This is a genomic window from Rhizobium sp. RCC_161_2, from assembly GCF_041355235.1.
In the GTDB taxonomy this organism is placed as follows: Bacteria; Pseudomonadota; Alphaproteobacteria; order Rhizobiales; family Rhizobiaceae; genus Rhizobium.
On the sequence record NZ_JBFUPL010000003.1, the window covers coordinates 40697 to 59153 of the forward strand.

Below are 18457 nucleotides of genomic sequence, written 5' to 3' on the forward strand. Positions count from 1 at the left end.
TATAGCCGATGAGGGGAAGCGGCATGCCATTGGACTGGGACAAGCTGCGTATTTTTCACGCGGCTGCCGAAGCGGGATCGTTCACGCATGCGGCCGACAAACTGCATCTGTCCCAATCCGCCATTAGCCGCCAGGTCAGTGCATTGGAGCAGGATGTCGGCATCAAGCTGTTCCATCGCCATGCCCGCGGCCTGATCCTAACGGAACAGGGCGAATTGCTCTACCGCACGGCGCATGACGTTCTCCTGAAGCTCGAAACGGTCAAGATGCAATTGACCGAGACGACCGACAAGCCGAGCGGCAAGCTGCGCGTGACGACGACGGTCGGCCTCGGCCAGGGCTGGCTGACCGACAAGATCCAGGAATTCCTGCAGCTCTATCCCGACATGCAGATCCAGCTCATCCTCGACAATGAGGAACTGGACGTGAACATGCGCCATGCCGATTGCGCCATCCGCCTGCGCCAGCCGCAGCAGTCGGATCTGATCCAGCGCAAACTCTTCACCGTGCACATGCATGTCTATGCCGCCCCCTCCTACATCAACCGCTACGGCGAGCCGCAGTCGGTGGAGGATCTGGACGAACATCGCATCATCAGCTTCGGCGAGCCTGCACCAAACTATCTTCTCGACGTCAACTGGCTGGAGATCGCCGGTCGTTCGTCGGACAACAAGCGTCTGCCGCATCTGCAGATCAACAGCCAGACCTCGATCAAGCGCGCCTGCCTGCTCGGCATCGGCATTGCAGTGCTGCCGGACTATATTGTGGGACGTGACCCCGGCCTGATTCAGCTCGCGATCAATGCCGACGTGCCGTCCTTCGATACGTATTTCTGCTATCCCGACGAGATGAAAAATGCGGCGAAACTTAAAGTTTTCCGCGATTTTGTTGTTGCGAAGGCGCGGAACTGGAACTTCTAATCCGATTTAAATTATTGGAAATTCAGCACTTTTTTGATCTAATATATCAGCCACGCGTATTACGCATGGCTGATATGCACAAAACAGAGTTGAAGCATGCCCATTTAGACACCATATCGCACATAGCTGATGCACATGGTGGCTTTTCCTCCCAGTTCCACCGCATTGGCTGTTCCCCTCTGGAGGTTTTTAACCTTCATACCTATAGGGCCCTGGTTTACTCCGGTGGCCCTTTTTTTTGCCTTTTTGCGCCAGACGTCGCAAACGCATAACTGCCATGCACAAAAAAGCATTGCGCAGTGCACAAATTAGCATCATAACGCCTACAGCTGATGCACATGGTGGCTTTTCCTCCCAGTTCCACCGCAGCAGCTGTTCCCCTCTGGAGGTTTTTAACCTTCACACCTATAGGGCCCTGGTTTATTCCGGTGGCCCTCTTTTTTTGCCCATTTTCTGAGCACGCGTCAAAATACATCGGATAAAATAATATCTGGCGGCGGCCTTGATATATCGAAATGCGACGATACATAAATCGTCAGATTTCGATATTCGCGAGGTAAGTGCGATGGACAGGACTGAGATACTGAAGGCATTGGCCCATCCGGCCAGGCTCGAAATCCTCAATCACCTCAAAGACCCGCATACACATTTCCCGACACAGGAACACCCGCTGGAGCTGGGCGTCTGCGCCAGCCAGTTCGAACGCTGTGGTCTGTCGCAATCCACAGTCTCTGCTCACCTCGGTACGTTACAGCGCGCAGAGCTGGTAACCACCAAGCGCCTCGGCCAGTGGATTTTTTACAAGCGCAATGAAGAAACCATCGCTGAATTCCTCGCGACCCTGCAGAAGGAACTCTGACAACAGCCTCGGCTCTCTTCACCCTCACATCAAGCCCCTCCTCCACTCAACAATCCACATAGCAAAAAAGGACCCCCAATGACCAAACTCTTCGAACCGACAAAGCTCGGTGATATCTCCATCGCCAACCGCATCGTCATGGCGCCCCTGACGCGCAACCGTTCTCCCAATGCCGTTCCCAATGATCTGAACGTCAAATACTATGCCCAGCGCGCAACGGCAGGCCTGATCATTACCGAAGCGACAGCCATCACCCATCAGGGCCAGGGCTATGCCGACGTGCCCGGTCTCTACACCAAGGAAGCTCTCGACGGCTGGAAGAAAGTGACCGACGCCGTGCATGCCAATGGCGGCAAGATCGTCGTGCAGATGTGGCATGTGGGTCGTATTTCTCACACCAGCCTGCAGCCGAACGACGGTAAGCCAGTATCCTCCACCTCCAGGGCCGCCAAGGCCAAGACCTATCTCGTCCACAATGACGGCACCAGCGGCTTTGCTGAAACCTCCGAGCCGCGCGCACTCGAAACCAGCGAAATTCCGGGGATCGTCGAGGATTACCGCAAGGCCGCCCGCGCCGCGATCGATGCCGGCTTCGACGGCGTTGAGATCCACGGCGCCAACGGCTATCTTCTCGATCAGTTCCTGCGCGCCGATATCAACGACCGCACCGACCAGTACGGCGGCTCGATCGAAAACCGCGCTCGCTTCCTCTTCGAAGTGGTCGAGGCAGTGACCAAGGAAATCGGCGCCGGCCGCACCGCTATCCGCATCTCGCCCGTAACGCCGGCGAACGATGCCAGCGATCCGCAGCCGCAACCGCTTTTCACCTATGTCGTCGAAGGCCTGGCAAAATACGATCTCGCCTATATCCACGTCATCGAAGGCGCGACCGGTGGCGCACGCAACTTCCTGCCCTTCGACTATGACGCCCTGCACGCCGTCTACAAGGCGGCCGGCGGCAAGGCCGGCTGGATGCTCAACAACGGCTACAATCGCGAACTGGCGGAAGAAGCCGTCGACAGCGGCAGAGCCGACGTCGTCGCTTTCGGCAAGCCCTTCATCTCCAACCCAGATCTCGTACGCCGGCTAAAGGAAAATGCTCCGCTCACGCCCGTCGACCAGGCAAATCTGTACGGTGGCAGCGGCCCGAAGGGCTATTCCGACTACCCAACTCTGGACGAGGTGGCTTAATCTTCTCGTTCACTCGATTTTTTTTCCGCGCTCTGCCAACCGCTGAGCGCGGAATCCTCTATTAGCAGAATAACCTCGCAGGCCATACGGAACTGCAAATCTACCTTGGTGGGGCACAGGAGACCGGCGAACTGTCGCCCGCCTATGTACCGACGGAAATTAAGCCCGCCTCTCGTGGCTCGGAATGGCGGCGAGGCTCGCCGCCAGATCCGTGATGCTGATGATTGATAGAAGCAATTTCTGGCTTGGCAATACACTCCCCGCTCCCCATCTAACCCTGCGACGATCGGTGAGCAGCGCTCGCCATTTGGTAGAGAGGGTGTCCCGGCTTCATGACAGTGAACTCATTGCAAAACCAGGCTATATTTAAACCCTATATCGACCACTGGTCGCTGACACCCGATGGCAAGCCCATCACTACCCATTCCAGCCATCTCCTCCCTGTCATCTGGCACGACAAGCCGGCCATGTTGAAGGTCGCACTCAATATCGACGAGAAATTCGGCAATCGGGTCTTGCGCTGGTGGGAGGGTGACGGAGCCGCTTACGTCTACCAGCATGACGACGATGCGGCACTTATCGAGCGGGCGACCGGGCCAGGCTCGCTGCTGACCATGGCCATGGACGGCCGCGATGACGAGGCAAGCCGGATCATGTGCCGTACGGCCGCGAAGCTGCATGCGCCACGGCTGGCGGAATTGCCATCCGATCTCGTGCCGCTCGACCGCTGGTTCCACGAACTGGAACCGGCCGCGCGCACCAATGGCGGCATGCTCGCCACCTGCGCAGAGGTGGCGCGGGGTCTGCTGGCGGATCAGCGGGACATTACCGTGCTCCACGGCGATATCCACCACGAGAACATCCTGGATTTCGGCCCTCGCGGCTGGCTCGCCATCGACCCGAAGCGCGTTCACGGCGAACGCGGTTTCGATTTCGCCAACACTTTCTGCAATCCGGAACTGCCCATCGTCACCGCTCCAGGCCGCCTGCAAAAGCAATTACCGATCGTCTGCGCCGAGGCCGCCTTGGAACCGAAGCGACTACTGCAATGGATCATCGCCTATGCCGGCCTTTCCGCCACTTGGTTCCTCAGCGACGGAGACACGAAAAACGCGGAGTCGGATTTTACCGTCGCCCGGATTGCACTTGCCGAACTCCAGACCTGAGGGCGCACCTCATAGCGCCGGCAAGCAGCCGATCCCCGCCAGACTTGCCTTCATCGCCGCATCGATCGGCGTATGCGGCTCCTCGCCGAGCACCGCCACGAGCCTGTCGTTTCTCATCTGCAACGGTACGTTCCACAGGTAGCGCATTTCGCGCAGTTCCTTCATCAGCGGCACGAAGGGTGCGGCAAGCGGCAGCACCCACCAGGGAAAAGCCTTCACTTTCACCCTATGCCCAACCGCGCGTTCGATCGCACCAATCATCTGCCGGCCATCGCCATCCCAATGGCCGCGCATGTGATAGACCGCGAAGGCGGGAAGCGCATGGCCCTTCTCGATCAGCCGGATCATTGTTTCCGCGACATCAGGCAGATAGGCCCATTGATGGCCGATACCAGCCTTGCCCGGATAACTCACCGACGTCACCGGCTTTCCAGCCTTAACGATCCCCTGCGCAAGCCAGCTATTGCCGGCGTGCTCGCCGAAGAAATCACCAGCGCGAACAATGATGACGGGCGTAACACTCTCTGCCGCCGCCTTTAAACGCCGCTCCATCTCGACACGGATCGCCCCTTTGCGCGTCCGGGGACGCTGCGGGCTGTCCTCGGTCACATCGGGAAAGACATCCGGCCCGAAATTATAGACCGTGCCCGGCAGGACGATCCGCGCCCCGACCGCCCTCGCCGCCGCAATCGTGCTGTCGAGCATTGGCAGGACCAGTTGCCCCCAATTGCGATAGCCGGGCGGGTTGACGGCATGCACGATCACGTCGACCCCTTGCGCCGCCCCCAGCACATCGCTTGCCTGCATCGCATCGCCCTGTATCCAGTCGAAACCGGGTTCACGACGCGCTGTCTCGGCTGCATTGCGGTTCAGCGCCCGAACTCGCCAGCCACGAGCGGCCAGCCCACGCGCAACCGCGCCGCCGATGCCGCCAGTGGCGCCCAGTACGAGCGCAGTCTTTCCACTCTCCATTTGCTTGGTCATCGTCATCTCCATCAGTTTGATGACGCGACTATGCCGCGCAGCCGCGATAAACGGAATTGCCGAAAATTCTGCATATGATATACAAAAATGCATGATGACATCGGAACCAAGCTGGGATTTCTACCGCACCTTCCTCGCCGTGCTGCAGCACGGTTCGCTTTCGGCCGCCGCCCGGGAACTTGGCCTCACCCAGCCGACCATCGGGCGCCATATCGACGCACTGGAAGAAGCCATCGGCGCCGAGCTGTTTACCCGCTCGCAACAAGGTCTTTTACCGACGGACTCAGCCCTCGCCCTAAAGCCCTATGCTGAAACACTGGCCAATACGACCGCCGCTCTTCTGCGTGTCGCCTCCAGTTCCCGCGACCGCGTCAGCGGTACAGTCCGTATCAGCGCCAGCGAAGTCATCGGCGTCGAAGTTCTGCCGCCGATCCTGGCCGGACTGCAGGCAGCATATCCCAACCTCACCATCGAGCTTTCCGCCTCTGATGCCGTCGAAGACCTGTTGCAGCGCGAGGCCGATATCGCCGTTCGCATGGTCGCGCCCGCGCAGGACGTGTTGCTGGCGCGTTATATCGGCTCCATCCCTCTCGGCCTCTTCGCCCATCGCAACTATCTCGAACGATATGGTGAACCCAAGGACATCGGAGAGCTGCGCCGGCACAAGCTGATCGGGTTCGACCGCCAGACCGCTTATATCCGCGCCATGATGAAGCGCTATCCCCTGTTCGACGGCGTCTCCTTCGCCTTCAAGTCGGATCACAGCATTGCCCTGCACAACGCCCTGCGCGCTGGCATCGGTATCTGCTTCTATCAGGTGCCACTCGCAAAAAGAGATGGGGAACTTGTTCGGCTGCTACCCGAAATCGAACTGCCGCTCGACACCTGGGTTGCCATGCACGAAAATCTCAAGGCATCGCCGCGCTGCCGCGTGACCTTCGACACGCTGGTGGCGGGATTGTTGGCCTATAATCGCAGTTAAGCGCCGGGAGCCGTACTGACCGGTGGGAAATGCGCCTTGCCGTCGACCACTTCCGTTTCCGGCCGATCGCCACCATCGGTATATTCCTCGTGCCACTTGCCACGCTCGTCCTGCCAGCTGATTTCCGCCGCGTCGCCGCCGATCTGCTGTTCGGCCGCCACGATCCTGGCTGCCTCCACGGCTTCAGAATGAGTCGGAAATGCCTCGGAATAGACGTCACCGAGGCGGTACGCCCATCCGCCGTCATGCGGCACGACTTCATAAGTGACCTTGACCATGCATAGCCTCCTTTTCATCTGCCAAGACCTTAGAGGTCCAGGTGCCACCCGGCGGGAACGCGGTCCATCGGAGATGTTTTTCAAGGATGCCGCGATATTGCATTGGGCAGACCGATGCGTGCAGTATTCCATTAAACGCCGCTGACTGCAAATTTTGTCATCTCCGCGCATGCTTGATGTGAAAAATCATTGGTTTAGAGTGCAAAAGTGAATCGGTGCGAGAGGTGGGGATCTTGGCTATATCGAATTGGCTGAAGCAGGAAAAATTCCTGCTTATCGCATTGGCAATCGGCGTCATCGCCTATCTCAGCGAACATGCGGTGCTGGAGATGGGCCAGACCGCATCGATTCTAGCCGCCGCTGCGCTGGTTGCGACCATCGTGCTCGCCTCCATGCGCGTCGCCCATCACGCCGAAATCCTGGCGGTCAAGGTCGGCGACCCCTATGGCACGATGATCCTGACGCTATCGGCCGTCGCCGTCGAAGTCATCATGCTGGCGATCCTGATGGGCGGCGAAAGCTCGCCGACACTGGTGCGCGATACCATCTATTCCGCCGTCATGCTGGACATCAACGGCATCATCGGCCTTGCCGCCCTGATCGGTGGACTGAAGCACGGCGAGCAACCCTATAACGACGACTCCAGCAGGTCCTATGGCGTGATGATCCTGACGGCCATGGGCATTTCGATGATCGTGCCGGAATTCGTTCCCGAGGCGAAATGGCACTATTATTCCGCCTTCACCATCGTTGCGATGATCGCGCTTTATGCGCTCTTCCTGCGCATGCAGGTCGGCAAGCACAGCTATTTCTTCAGCTACAGCTATCCGCGCATCGAAAAGCATCAAGGAGCCGAGGAGGAGCATCACGGCGAGGAATCGACGATGACCTCCATCATCACGATCCTGATCGGCGTCGTGCTGATCGGCGGACTTGCCGAGTTCATGTCCGCCTTCATGGATGTCGGCCTCAAGAATAGCGGCGCACCGCCCGCGATCGCGGCGATCGTCGTCGCCACCATTTCCGCCGCCCCGGAAATCCTGACGGCATTGCGTTCGGCATTGCGCAACCGCATGCAGGCGACGATCAACATCGCCATGGGCGCCTCGCTCTCGACCGTCATCCTCACCGTGCCGGTCATGGAAGGGATCGCGCTCTATACCGGCCAGCCCTTTATCATGGCGATGACGCCGGTGCAGACCGTGATGATCATGACCACCCTCATCGCCGCCGCCATCAACCTCAACGACGGTGAAACCAATGCCATCGAAGGCATGACCCATTTCATCCTCTTCGCCACCTTCATCATGCTGACGATATTGGGACTTTAGCCTGATTTCAAAGGGTTGGAGCAGGCGGCGGAATCGGTTTGAGAGAGACTTGACTCAAGTGATGAAGCAGCGCCGCTTCTAAAGCCGACAAATTAGAAAGCCCGCCGTCACTGGCGGGCTTTCTAATTTGTCTTGGCTGAGGCTGCTTACTTGCAAGCGCCACAGAAGCGCTGGATACGGCGGCAAGCTTCCTCGAGAAGCTCTTCCGAGGTCGCGTAGGAGATGCGGAAGTTCGGGCCGAGGCCGAAGGCGGAGCCGTGGACGACGGCCACGCCTTCCGATTCCAGCAGTTCCGACACGAAGTCTTCGTCCGTCTCGATAACCTTGCCGGTCGGAGCCGTCTTGCCGATCAAGCCGGCGCAGGACGGATAGACGTAGAAGGCGCCTTCCGGAACCGGGCAGGAAATGCCCTTTGCCTGGTTCAGCATTGACACGACGAGGTCGCGGCGGCCTTCGAAGATCTTCTTGTTCTGCGGGATGAAATCCTGCGGACCGTTCAGCGCTTCGACGGCAGCCCACTGCGCGATCGAGGTCGCGCCCGAGGTCTGCTGCCCCTGGATCATGTCCATCGCCTTGATGAGGACCAGCGGGCCGGCGGCATAACCGATACGCCAGCCGGTCATCGCATAGGCCTTCGAAACACCGTTCATCGTCAGCGTCCGGTCATAGAGGCTCGGCTCGACTTCGACTGGCGTGGCGAATTTGAAGTCGCCATAGGTCAGGTGCTCGTACATGTCGTCGGTCAGGATCCAGACATGCGGATGCTTGACCAGCACGTCCGTCAGCGCCTTCAGCTCGGCATGCGTATAGGCAGCACCCGACGGGTTCGACGGCGAGTTGAACATGAACCACTTGGTCTTCGGCGTGATCGCCTTTTCGAGATCCGCGGGCTGAAGCTTGAAGCCGTTGGCCTGCGTCGTCTCGACGAACACCGGGGTCCCACCGCACAGCGCCACCATTTCCGGGTAGGACACCCAGTACGGCGTCGGGATGATGACTTCATCGCCGGGATTCAGCGTCGCCATGAAGGCGTTGAACAGGATCTGCTTGCCGCCCGTGCCGACGATGGTCTGCTCGGGAGCGTAGTCGAGATTGTTCTCTCGCTTGAACTTGGCGGCGATCGCCTTGCGCAGCTCGGGGATGCCGGCAACCGGCGTGTACTTCGTCTCGCCGCGGTTGATCGCGTCGATGGCGGCGTTCTTGATATTGTCCGGCGTGTCGAAATCAGGCTCGCCGGCGCCGAGGCCGATCACGTCGCGTCCTTTTGCTTTCAGCTCGCGCGCTTTCTGGGAAACGGCGATGGTGGCAGAAGGCTTTACACGGGAAAGGGCGTCGGCAAGAAAGGCCATGATGATCGGTCCTATTCGGTTGAAATGGGCAGAAAGCCTGTGGACCAGATTTCTGCGCTAAGCTCTATGTCGAATGTAGGCGGCCGTTTCAAGCAGAAAGGCGTCACAGTGACGTTATTTCGCGCGCCCGTAGACAGCGGCGCCACACGTCATCGTTGGGCGGCCATACGCCTTCCATTCTCCCAAAGGAAGCCCCTCTACACGCCCTGAGTGAAACAAAGAAGGAAGATGGACAAACACAAAAAGCCCCCGCGGATGAATCATTTTATGAAGGACCTGATTCAATCTCTCAATTCACTCGAAATACCTCATTAAAATCAGTCATATCATCATACATCTCAACCGCCGTGAATTAGCATCGCGAAATTCCTCCAGCGTCGAATTCGGTCTGACAGAGATGCGCATTGAACACTTTTATCGTGTAGTCGCTGACCATAACACTCCGGCTAAGCCATGTTTTAGACAATGGCGCCATTACACGTAGGTCGATACGCCATATCGCAGATGCCGGCAGCCGCGGGCGACACCGCCTCGACGGACACAATGACGTTATCGACACCCTGACGCGCTTGAACCGCGATCCGTCTACCCCACGTTGCGTAAACTATTCTTACCACGGAGGAAATGGATCGATGCGCCCTCACAAAACGGCACTTTTCGTTGCCTTTGCAGTATCAACTCTGTCACCGGCAAATGCTGCCCTCGCCGATCCGGCCAAGACCATCAACACCCAAAAGCTTGCCGTCAAGGTTGAGACCATCGCGAGCGGGCTCGATCATCCCTGGGCCGTGGAAGCGTTGCCGGACGGTGCCTATCTGGTGACGGAACGACCGGGGAACATGCGCATCATCCGCAACGGCAAGGTGTCAGAGCCGCTTGCCGGCGTGCCCGAAGTCCATGCCCGTGGCCAGGGAGGGTTACTCGACGTCGCTGTCGATCCGAAATTCGCCAGCAACCGCACAATCTTCTTCACCGCCTCGATCACCGAGGACGGCGGCAGCGGCACCGCGGTCTTTCGTGCCGTCCTGTCGCCGGACGAGCGGCGGCTGACCGATGTGAAGCGCATCTTCCTGATGAACAAGCTATCGCGCGGCAATATCCAATACGGTGCACGCATCGCCATCGCCAGGGACGGCAGCCTCTTCGTCGGCCTAGGCGACCGCGGCGAGCAGGATCGCGCCCAGGATTTCCATGACGACGCCGGCTCGATCATCCACATCAAGGCCGATGGCAGCATTCCCGCCGACAATCCCTTCAAGGACGGTGCCAAGGCCCAGCCGGAGATTTGGTCCAAGGGCCACCGCAACCCCCAGGGCATCACCTTCGATGCCGTAGACGGCAAGCTCTATACGGCCGAGCATGGCGCGCGAGGCGGCGACGAGATCAACACACCACAAGCGAGCAAGAATTACGGCTGGCCAGCCATTTCCTACGGACGCAATTATTCCGGCACCAAGATCGGGATCGGCACGGCGAAAGAGGGAATGGAACAGCCGATCTTCTATTGGGATCCCTCGATCGCGCCCGGCGCCATCGCCGTCTATCGCGGCAAGATGTTTCCCGAATGGAACGGCGACTTCCTGGTCACGGCGCTGAAATTCGAACTTCTCTCGCGTCTCGATCGCGACAAGAGCGGCAAGGTGGTCGAGCAGGAGCGCCTGTTCGAAGGCGATTTCGGCCGACTACGCGATATCGTCGTCGCGCAGGACGGAGCGTTGCTGATCACCACGGATGAAGATGACGGCGCGTTATTGCGTGTTTCGAGAGCAACGGACTAGTGACAAGGGTTGCTGGTAGCGGTCGATCTTTGGCTCTTGCTTCAAGGAAAAGCAGCTGCTAACGCACTGTCTTCCTTCCTTTTCTTCTCCCTCTCCCGCAGGATGTCGATGACTCGCATACAGGCGAATTTGGTGTTGTTGCTGGCTGCCGCGATCTGGGGCAGCGGCTTCGTCGCGCAGTCGACGGCGATGAAGGCGATCGGGCCGTTCTGGTTCATCAGCCTGCGCTTTGCCGTCGCCACCATCGTCGTCCTGCCCTTTGTCTGGAAGGAAAAGAGCAAGGCCGACAAACCGCTCACGCGCCGCAACTGGCTCTCCTTCTTCCTCACTGGCGTCGCGCTTTTCGGCGGCGCGGCAACGCAACAACTCGGGCTCTTGACGACCACCGTCACCAATTCCAGCTTCATCACCGGCCTCTACGTCGTCTTTGTACCGCTGATCGCCGTCGTCTTCCTGCGCCGGCAGCCGCACTGGATCATCTGGCCGGCTGCGTTGACCGCGCTGAGCGGCATCTACCTCCTGTCCGGCGGCTCCTTTTCCAGGCTCACCCCGGGCGATTTCCTGACGGTCGTCTGCGCCGTGTTCTGGGCTGCGCAAATCACCCTCGCCGGCTCGTCGGTCCGCGAAACCGGCCGGCCGCTCAGTATCTCCGCCACGCAATTCGCCGTCACGGCTATCCTCGCCCTCATCGTCGCCGTGATGGTCGAGCCAATCAGCATCACCGGCATCCGGGCAGCCCTCGGCGAAATCCTCTATCTCGGGATATTCTCGTCCGGCCTTGCATTCGCGCTACAGGTCATCGGCCAGCGCTACACGAGCGCGCCGCAGGCGGCGATCATCCTCTCTTCGGAGGCCTTGTTCGGCGCTTCACTCGGTGCGTTGTTGCTCGGCGAAACCATGGGGCCCCTCGGCTATGCGGGCTGCGCCTTGATGTTCAGCGCCATACTCGCGGTGGAACTGGTGCCCGAGCTCGCCCGACGACGCAGCGTCACGGCATAAAAAGCAACTGAAAATGCCCGCTATGGCTGTCCCCGCCCGCCTTTGCTAAATTTTTTAAATGATCCGAAAGACAGATTTTGAAGGCAGCATTTGGGAAAATTTCGCCAAACTTATATCGCAAACGATACAAAAGTCTTGGAAATCCATTTGCCACGAGGGAAAATTTGCGAATCGCCTTAACACAGGCGCATTACGGCATTGTGCCCCTTTTAGGACGTTAAAAAACTTTTGCTTGCCAATTCCCGATAAACACAGCACTCTCAAGGGTGTTCGGGCATTTTTAAAGCATGGGAAGTCCTAAAGAAAGTGCGCGCCGGGAACGCTAATATTCCGGTCAGCCTGGTTGAGAAACGATACGCGGATATCGCTTCATGGCCACGCCGAGGTATAGGGGACCTTTTCCTTCAAATTGCGAGAACTGCCTGCGAGCGCCCGCAAGGGCAATACAGCAATGCTGCCCGTGTGGATGGTGGGCAGAGAGAAAAGGACCTGACGCATGGCCGAGACTGGCACTGTAAAGTTTTTTAATACCGATAAGGGCTTCGGTTTCATTAAACCAGACAAGGGTGGCGCTGACATCTTTGTACACATCTCCGCAGTACAGGCTTCTGGTCTGGCAGGATTGTCGGAAAACCAGAAGGTAAGCTTCGACACGGAACCGGATCGCCGCGGCAAGGGACCGAAGGCCGTCAATCTCCAGATTGCCGGCTGAAAAGCCTGACGGCTATCATTCGAGTTGAGGCCCGGCAGAGATGCCGGGTTTTGTCATTCAGTCTGCATTCAGCTTGCCGTGCCTAGTTTATCCCCCAATGCAAGATTGGGAATGACGGTTCTACCGCTCCCGTTCAGAGGATAGACGAATGAACATGCTCGGCAAAACCCTCCTCATGTCCGCCATGGCCGCAACGCTGACGCTGACCTCCATGTCAGCTGCTTCGGCCGACGATCGCTGGCATCATCGTGACGGCTGGGTGCTGGGCGGCGCTGCTGGCCTCGCCACCGGCCTGATCGTCGGATCCGCCATCGCCAACCAGCCGCGTTATGTCGAGCCAGGCCCGGTTTACGCCGATCCCGACTACGACGCACCGCCCCCGCCCTATTACTATCGCGCACCACCGCGCCGCGTCTATGTCGAGCGCGATGTCAGCTATTACGCTCCGCCGACCGCCGGCCTGCGTCCCTGGTCGTCGCAATGGATGCGCTATTGCTATGATCGCTACAGAAGCTTCGACGGCCGCAGCGGCACCTATGTCGGCTTTGACGGCATGCGTCACTTCTGCACGGCCGACTGATCGACATATCGGTTGATCTGATGAAAAAGCGCCGCCTCTCGCGGCGCTTTTTTTGATCCTTAGAGCCCGCGCAGAAAGGGGTTGGTCCGGCGCTCCTCGCCGATCTGGCCGCCCGGACCATGGCCGCAGATGAAACCGACATCATCGCCCAGCGGAAACACCTTGTCGCGGATCGAGTCCAGCAGTTGCTGATGATTGCCGCCCGGCAGGTCAGTGCGGCCGATCGAGCCGTGGAAAAGCACGTCGCCGAGATGGGCGAATTTCTGCTTCCTGTTGACATAGATGACATGACCCGGCGCATGGCCGGGGCAATGGAACACCTCGAATTCGTGCTCGCCGAAGGACACCTTGTCGCCATCCTTAAGGAAGCGATCCGGCACGACGTTGCGCACGCCTTCGATATTGAACATCTTGCCCTTGGCTTCGATATCCTGCAGCAGGGACAGATCATCCTCATGTGGGCCGATCACTTCCAGCCCGAGCGCTTCGCGAACTTCATCCGCGCCGCCGGCGTGGTCGATATGGCCATGCGTCAGCCAGATCGCCTTCAGCGTGATGTTGTTCTCACGAACCGTCTGCAGAATGAGATCGACATCGCCGCCGGGATCGACCACGACCCCTTCATTCGTCTCCGGATCGAACAGGATCGTGCAATTCTGTTCGAAGGGGGTCACCGGAATGATGCCGGCCTGGAGCATGCCCATGAAGCGCCTCGTCTGTTGAATGTCTGTTCTACCGGTATAATCACAAACACCGGCCAAAACAGCCCCTTGCCCTGAAAATGCCCGCACAACAAGGACGGAACGCCGGTTTCCGATCACCGTTATCGAAAAATCAGAATGTTACAAACTCTCCGAAAGCGGAAGCAGGACCAGGTGCTTAGGGAAAATTTCTCCCGTAGCGCATCAATCGACATATCCGTCAGGCGGAACACCGAAGCATTCAAGGCGTTTGTCTTTTGGCTCCCAATACAAAAGGAGAAAGCCAATGTCCTTGAAGAAAAACCTGCTGCTGGCCAGCCTCGTTGTCCTCGGTGGCGCCGGACTGGCGCAGGCCGAAATGTCCGCGACCACGGCCACCGACATGGAGGTTCGCTCGGGCCCTGGTCCGCAATATCCGACGGTCGGCATGGCGACTCGTGGCTCCGAGGCCACCCTTGACGGCTGCATCGAAGGCAGCCGCTGGTGCCGCGTCGACGTCAACGGCATGCGCGGCTGGGTCTATGCCGAATATCTGAACGTCGAGCAGAACGGCAATACGCTCATCGTCGAAGAACATCGCGACGACCTTGGTGTTCCGACCATCACTTATCAGCAGACCGACCCGACAAGCACCGGAAGCATCCAGACGGCGCAACCGAGTGCGAATGACGAATTGCTCGGCCCTGTCGGCCAGGGCGACGGCGATGTCGTTGCGATCACGCCGCCGAGCGAGGTGGAGACCTACATCACGGAGAATCCAGCCGACACGGTTCAGTTGCGCGGCGACGTCGTCGTCGGCGCCACCCTGCCGGAAAGCGTGATCGTTCACCGCATACCGGACTACCAATACAGCTATGTCGAGGTGAATCGTCAGCCGGTGCTGGTCGATCCCGAGACCCGCCGCATCGTCTACGTCTATCGCTGATTCGCGCTGCGGCCGCAGCAATATGTCGAAATCAAAGGCGGCCGCATGGCCGCCTCCCTTTCAATGCGGCTTTTCCCCTGAATTATTACAATTTTCTCCCGTTTGAGTTGCCTTTCTATTTCCACCAGCCGATGCATGATGTAATTCTTATATAAATGAGGATTATCGCCACTCCCAAGGCTCAATCCGGGGCGCGGCGCGACGGCATCCGGAAATGGCTTCCGGTACTATGGGAGAAGGCTGATCATGGAAAGTTTAGGGCCTATCATCACGCAACTGGTTGCCGGCGCTATCGGCGGCAACGGGGCCAGCGCCATTTTGAAGCAGGAAGGGATCAATCTCGTCGCCAGGACGATTGCCGGCGCTGTCGGCGGTCTCGGCGGGGGTCTCATTCTCAACCTGATCGGCAGCGAAGCCCTGACCGGCTATATCGCGCAGGGTCTTACCTCGCTGGTTGCCGGCGGCGTGCTCTCGGCGATCGTCGGTGCAGTGCTCGGCCGTAAATAAGACGGGAATATCAGACTGAGGAAGCCGGACGGGGTAGACCGCATCTGGCTTTCCTTGGCCGCTCCACAGTCTTGCCTGACAGCAGCGGCAGTCGGGTAGCCTCTTGCTATATAGTCGTTCATCAGCGTCTCGTTGATCACTGCTGTCGCGACACGACAAAGCCCGGTTCCGATACCGGCAGCGGCATATGAATGTCGCCATTCTCGACGAAGACGATGTTGGCGCCTTCCGCCTCTCGCCGCAATAGCCGAGTCTTACCATTGAACCGTATTTCCCCTGCGCTCGACCCCCACGCCCGTCGATTGTCGTTGCGGCAGCGCTATCCACAAAGTGCGTGGAAAGACATGAGATCTGTTGGAGTTTTGCCAAGCCCGGTCTAATTTCCATTCATGGCTATCCGTCCGGAGTGCAAAAGGTTGGAGAAACTTGCGGTGACGCAAAAATACGTCAATAAAGCTGACATATTTTTGCGCAAGTTTTCCCCTTGCCTCAAAACAGGAAAGGAAATGCCAAGGTGACACGGCAGGTGAACCAAAAAGCGGCAAAACCGGAGCTACTGGCAGCGCCGATGCAAAATGTCGGGATCATCGATTTCGAAATCATCGAGCTGCTTTTCTTCGCCTATCGCGACTTCGTCTCCGATCCGGACCAGATCCTGGACAAGAGCGGGTTCGGGCGCGCGCATCACCGTGTCGTCCATTTCGTTAACCGCGAACCCGGCATGACGGTTGCGGACCTTTTGGAAACATTGAAGATCACCAAACAGAGTTTGGCGCGGGTTCTCAAACAATTGATCGATTCGGGTTATATTCGTCAGGTGGCCGGGCCTGAGGATCGTCGCCAGCGTAAGCTGTATCCGACGCAGGCGGGCCGCGATTTGGCGCTGGCGCTGGCGGAGCCGCAATCACGCCGCATTGAACGGGCATTCGAAGGCGCGTCCGACGCGACGCGCGAAAGCGTCAAACGGTTCCTGAGGGGAATGCAGGACTAAGACATGATCTCGAACCGGAGAGCCGCGCAGCGGGTTTGGGATAAGATCATCTCAATCAAATAGATAAAACAAGATCGAGACGGATTGAATGACGACAAAGACAGCAATTTCCGATGATGCGGCGCATCTCCTGGTCGTGGATGACGACACGCGTATCCGCGCCCTTCTCAATCGCTATCTCATGGAAAAGGGTTTTCGGGTGACGGTCGCAGCCGAAGGCGCCGAGGCCCGCCGCAAGCTCGAAGGCCTGGACTTCGACCTGATCATCATGGACGTGATGATGCCCGGCGAGTCCGGAATTACGCTGACGTCGAGCCTCCGCGCCATCAAAAACATCCCGATCATCATGCTGACCGCCCTTGCCGAAGCCGATGCGCGCATCGCCGGATTGGAGGCCGGTGCCGACGATTATCTGCCGAAGCCTTTCGATCCGCGCGAATTGGTGCTGCGCATCAACAATATCCTCCGCCGCAATACTCCAGCCGACTCGCCGAAGATCGAGCAGGTGATGTTCGGTCCCTATACCTTCTCGCTGACCCGCAAGGAGCTGAAGAGGGCCTCGGAGCTCATCCGCCTGACCGACCGGGAGCAGGAGATCATGCTGCTCTTCGCCAAGCGCGCCGGCGACACCATTCCGCGTCACGAGCTGATCGGCAGCGATGCCGAAGTCGGCGAGCGTACCATCGACGTGCAGATCAACCGCCTGCGCCGCAAGATCGAGGACGATCCGGCCAATCCCATCTGGTTGCAGACGGTGCGTGGCATCGGCTACCGCCTGAGCATAGATTGATATCAAGTCTCAGGGACCAGCGGCATGGTGACATTCGACTCGATCAGACGCGATCAGGACCACCCCCCGTCCAGCGGCATGCGTTGGCTGTCGCGCTGGCTGCGTCGACGTCTGCCGACCGGCATCTATGCGCGTTCGCTGCTGATCTTCATCCTGCCGATGATCATCCTCCAGGCGGTCGTCACCGTCGTCTTCATGGAACGCCACTGGCAGATGGTGACGCAGCGCCTGTCGATGGCGACCACACGCGACATCGCCGCCATCATCGCGATCATCGAAACCTATCCGCAGGATGCCGACTATTCGGCCGTCACGCAGATAGCACGTCAAAAGCTCGATCTCACCATCTCGATCGAGCCGGGCGGTGAATTGCCGCCGCCGCGCGAAAAACCGTTCTTCTCGATTCTCGACGGCATCCTCAGCGACGAAATCCGCGACCAGATCAACCTGCCGTTCTGGGTCGACACACTCGGCAATTCCAGCCTTGTCGAAATCCGCGTCAAGCTGCCGGACAAGGTGCTGCGCGTCTTTGCCAAGCGCAGCCAGACCTATGCTTCGAACACCCACATCTTCATTCTCTGGATGGTCGGCACCTCGCTGGTGCTGATCGGCATCGCGGTTCTGTTCCTGCGCGGCCAGATCCGCCCGATCCTGGCACTGGCGCAGGCCGCCGAGAGTTTCGGGAAAGGCCAGCGGCTGGAGAATTATTCGCCGCGCGGTGCCGATGAAGTCCGCCGCGCCGGCCTTGCCTTCATCCTGATGCGCGAGCGCATCGAGCGGCAGATCGAGCAGCGCACGGCAATGCTCTCCGGCGTCAGCCATGACCTGCGCACAGTGCTCACCCGCTTCAAGCTGCAGCTCGCCCTTGTCGGCGAAAATCCCGACCTCGACGGCCTCAGCGAGGATGTCGAAGACATGCAAAGCATGCTGGAGGGCTACATTGCCTTCGCTCGCGGCGAAGCAGAAGAGGATGTCGGCACGCTCCATCTCAGCGATATCCTCAACAGGGTCGAACAGGACTTCTCCCTCCACGGCAAATCCGTGACCTACTCGATCGACGGCGACGATGAAATCTCCGTCCGTCCGAACGCCTTCGCGCGGCTGGTGACGAACCTTGCCTCCAATGCGCGCCGTTATGCCCACACGCTCCGCATCGAAGCCAAGCATAGCGCCAAATGGCTGACGATCATTTTCGACGACGATGGTCCCGGCATTCCCGTCAATGCGCGCGAAGACGTGTTCAAGCCATTCTTCCGGCTGGATGAGGCGCGCAATCTCGACAATTCCGGCACCGGCCTCGGCCTGGCGATTGCCCGCGATATTGCCCGCAGCCATGGCGGCAACGTCACGCTTGGCGACAGCCCGCTCGGCGGCCTGCGCGCCACCATCCGCATTCCTGCTTAAAGGGACGCAC

Annotated in this window: 19 protein-coding genes; 15 read left to right on the forward strand and 4 right to left on the reverse strand. The window is 58.9% G+C overall.

Features of this window, described 5'->3' with window-relative positions; translation table 11 throughout:
- Positions 1-23 precede the first annotated feature (23 nt).
- From AB6803_RS08020 to AB6803_RS08035, 4 genes are all read left to right on the forward strand, one after another.
- Complete coding sequence (locus AB6803_RS08020; RefSeq protein ID WP_371108385.1) at positions 24-920, forward strand: LysR family transcriptional regulator VtlR; 897 nt, start codon at positions 24-26, stop codon at positions 918-920.
- A gap of 565 nt (positions 921-1485) precedes the next feature.
- The gene (locus AB6803_RS08025; protein ID WP_371108386.1) at positions 1486-1779 is read left to right on the forward strand and encodes an ArsR/SmtB family transcription factor; all 294 of its coding nucleotides are present in this window, start codon (positions 1486-1488) and stop codon (positions 1777-1779) included.
- Between the two features lie 78 nt (positions 1780-1857).
- Complete coding sequence (locus AB6803_RS08030; RefSeq protein WP_371108387.1) at positions 1858-2970, forward strand: alkene reductase; 1113 nt, start codon at positions 1858-1860, stop codon at positions 2968-2970.
- 362 nt (positions 2971-3332) lie between these two features.
- Positions 3333-4136 carry an aminoglycoside phosphotransferase family protein gene (locus AB6803_RS08035; RefSeq protein WP_371108995.1) on the forward strand — a complete coding sequence of 268 codons (804 nt, stop codon included), beginning with the start codon at positions 3333-3335 and terminating at the stop codon, positions 4134-4136.
- A 9-nt stretch (positions 4137-4145) separates the two neighbouring features.
- Here the strand turns inward: AB6803_RS08035 and AB6803_RS08040 are convergent, their stop codons facing one another.
- A complete protein-coding gene (locus AB6803_RS08040) occupies positions 4146-5120 on the reverse strand; it encodes an NAD-dependent epimerase/dehydratase family protein (protein WP_371108388.1) in 975 nt (324 codons plus the stop codon).
- Positions 5121-5214: 94 nt separating this feature from the next.
- Between AB6803_RS08040 and AB6803_RS08045 the strand changes: the two genes are divergently transcribed.
- Complete coding sequence (locus AB6803_RS08045) at positions 5215-6102, forward strand: LysR family transcriptional regulator (protein ID WP_371108996.1); 888 nt, start codon at positions 5215-5217, stop codon at positions 6100-6102.
- Here AB6803_RS08045 and AB6803_RS08050 read toward each other — a convergent pair.
- Positions 6099-6380 carry a DUF2188 domain-containing protein gene (locus AB6803_RS08050; RefSeq protein WP_371108389.1) on the reverse strand — a complete coding sequence of 94 codons (282 nt, stop codon included), beginning with the start codon at positions 6378-6380 and terminating at the stop codon, positions 6099-6101. The genes AB6803_RS08045 and AB6803_RS08050 overlap by 4 nt on opposite strands.
- A 233-nt stretch (positions 6381-6613) precedes the next feature.
- Between AB6803_RS08050 and AB6803_RS08055 the strand changes: the two genes are divergently transcribed.
- On the forward strand, positions 6614-7711 hold the full coding sequence (locus tag AB6803_RS08055) for a calcium:proton antiporter (protein WP_371108390.1): 1098 nt from the start codon (positions 6614-6616) through the stop codon (positions 7709-7711).
- 146 nt (positions 7712-7857) lie between these two features.
- Here AB6803_RS08055 and AB6803_RS08060 read toward each other — a convergent pair whose 3' ends face one another.
- Positions 7858-9060, reverse strand: coding sequence for a pyridoxal phosphate-dependent aminotransferase (locus AB6803_RS08060; protein ID WP_371108391.1), 1203 nt, complete (start codon positions 9058-9060; stop codon positions 7858-7860).
- Positions 9061-9692: 632 nt separating this feature from the next.
- Here AB6803_RS08060 and AB6803_RS08065 point away from each other — a divergent pair.
- From AB6803_RS08065 to AB6803_RS08080, 4 genes are all read left to right on the forward strand, one after another.
- Positions 9693-10838 carry a PQQ-dependent sugar dehydrogenase gene (locus tag AB6803_RS08065; protein WP_371108392.1) on the forward strand — a complete coding sequence of 382 codons (1146 nt, stop codon included), beginning with the start codon at positions 9693-9695 and terminating at the stop codon, positions 10836-10838.
- 108 nt (positions 10839-10946) lie between these two features.
- The gene (locus tag AB6803_RS08070) at positions 10947-11837 is read left to right on the forward strand and encodes a DMT family transporter (RefSeq protein WP_371108393.1); all 891 of its coding nucleotides are present in this window, start codon (positions 10947-10949) and stop codon (positions 11835-11837) included.
- A gap of 496 nt (positions 11838-12333) precedes the next feature.
- Positions 12334-12549 (forward strand): cold-shock protein, encoded by a 216-nt coding sequence (locus tag AB6803_RS08075; protein ID WP_004116423.1) that lies wholly within the window; start codon positions 12334-12336, stop codon positions 12547-12549.
- A 148-nt stretch (positions 12550-12697) separates the two neighbouring features.
- A complete protein-coding gene (locus AB6803_RS08080) occupies positions 12698-13129 on the forward strand; it encodes a BA14K family protein (protein ID WP_371108394.1) in 432 nt (143 codons plus the stop codon).
- A 59-nt stretch (positions 13130-13188) separates the two neighbouring features.
- Here AB6803_RS08080 and AB6803_RS08085 read toward each other — a convergent pair whose 3' ends face one another.
- Complete coding sequence (locus AB6803_RS08085) at positions 13189-13827, reverse strand: MBL fold metallo-hydrolase (protein WP_371108997.1); 639 nt, start codon at positions 13825-13827, stop codon at positions 13189-13191.
- Positions 13828-14116: 289 nt separating this feature from the next.
- Here AB6803_RS08085 and AB6803_RS08090 point away from each other — a divergent pair, with 289 nt between their 5' ends.
- The 5 genes from AB6803_RS08090 to AB6803_RS08110 all read left to right on the forward strand — a co-directional run bounded on the left by AB6803_RS08090 (position 14117) and on the right by AB6803_RS08110 (position 18447).
- Positions 14117-14755, forward strand: a complete 639-nt coding sequence (locus tag AB6803_RS08090; protein WP_371108395.1) for a DUF1236 domain-containing protein — start codon at positions 14117-14119, stop codon at positions 14753-14755.
- 246 nt (positions 14756-15001) lie between these two features.
- Positions 15002-15262, forward strand: a complete 261-nt coding sequence (locus AB6803_RS08095) for a hypothetical protein (protein WP_371108396.1) — start codon at positions 15002-15004, stop codon at positions 15260-15262.
- A 568-nt stretch (positions 15263-15830) separates the two neighbouring features.
- Entirely contained in the window at positions 15831-16253 is a 423-nt protein-coding gene (locus tag AB6803_RS08100) for a MarR family transcriptional regulator (RefSeq protein WP_153510366.1), read from the forward strand.
- Between the two features lie 88 nt (positions 16254-16341).
- Complete coding sequence (locus AB6803_RS08105; RefSeq protein ID WP_047456280.1) at positions 16342-17043, forward strand: response regulator; 702 nt, start codon at positions 16342-16344, stop codon at positions 17041-17043.
- 24 nt (positions 17044-17067) lie between these two features.
- A complete protein-coding gene (locus AB6803_RS08110; protein WP_371108397.1) occupies positions 17068-18447 on the forward strand; it encodes an ATP-binding protein in 1380 nt (459 codons plus the stop codon).
- The last annotated feature ends 10 nt before the right edge of the window (positions 18448-18457 follow it).

Coding starts and splice junctions, on each gene's coding strand:
- AB6803_RS08075 (WP_004116423.1), top strand. CDS start 12,334: ATGGCCGAGACTGGCACTGTAAAGTTTTTTAATACCGATAAGGGCTTC.
- AB6803_RS08090 (WP_371108395.1), top strand. CDS start 14,117: ATGTCCTTGAAGAAAAACCTGCTGCTGGCCAGCCTCGTTGTCCTCGGT.
- AB6803_RS08020 (WP_371108385.1), top strand. CDS start 24: ATGCCATTGGACTGGGACAAGCTGCGTATTTTTCACGCGGCTGCCGAA.
- AB6803_RS08080 (WP_371108394.1), top strand. CDS start 12,698: ATGAACATGCTCGGCAAAACCCTCCTCATGTCCGCCATGGCCGCAACG.
- AB6803_RS08070 (WP_371108393.1), top strand. CDS start 10,947: ATGACTCGCATACAGGCGAATTTGGTGTTGTTGCTGGCTGCCGCGATC.
- AB6803_RS08100 (WP_153510366.1), top strand. CDS start 15,831: ATGCAAAATGTCGGGATCATCGATTTCGAAATCATCGAGCTGCTTTTC.
- AB6803_RS08105 (WP_047456280.1), top strand. CDS start 16,342: ATGACGACAAAGACAGCAATTTCCGATGATGCGGCGCATCTCCTGGTC.
- AB6803_RS08050 (WP_371108389.1), bottom strand. CDS start 6,380: ATGGTCAAGGTCACTTATGAAGTCGTGCCGCATGACGGCGGATGGGCG.
- AB6803_RS08025 (WP_371108386.1), top strand. CDS start 1,486: ATGGACAGGACTGAGATACTGAAGGCATTGGCCCATCCGGCCAGGCTC.
- AB6803_RS08085 (WP_371108997.1), bottom strand. CDS start 13,827: ATGCTCCAGGCCGGCATCATTCCGGTGACCCCCTTCGAACAGAATTGC.
- AB6803_RS08040 (WP_371108388.1), bottom strand. CDS start 5,120: ATGACCAAGCAAATGGAGAGTGGAAAGACTGCGCTCGTACTGGGCGCC.
- AB6803_RS08030 (WP_371108387.1), top strand. CDS start 1,858: ATGACCAAACTCTTCGAACCGACAAAGCTCGGTGATATCTCCATCGCC.
- AB6803_RS08095 (WP_371108396.1), top strand. CDS start 15,002: ATGGAAAGTTTAGGGCCTATCATCACGCAACTGGTTGCCGGCGCTATC.
- AB6803_RS08045 (WP_371108996.1), top strand. CDS start 5,215: ATGACATCGGAACCAAGCTGGGATTTCTACCGCACCTTCCTCGCCGTG.
- AB6803_RS08065 (WP_371108392.1), top strand. CDS start 9,693: ATGCGCCCTCACAAAACGGCACTTTTCGTTGCCTTTGCAGTATCAACT.
- AB6803_RS08110 (WP_371108397.1), top strand. CDS start 17,068: ATGGTGACATTCGACTCGATCAGACGCGATCAGGACCACCCCCCGTCC.
- AB6803_RS08060 (WP_371108391.1), bottom strand. CDS start 9,060: ATGGCCTTTCTTGCCGACGCCCTTTCCCGTGTAAAGCCTTCTGCCACC.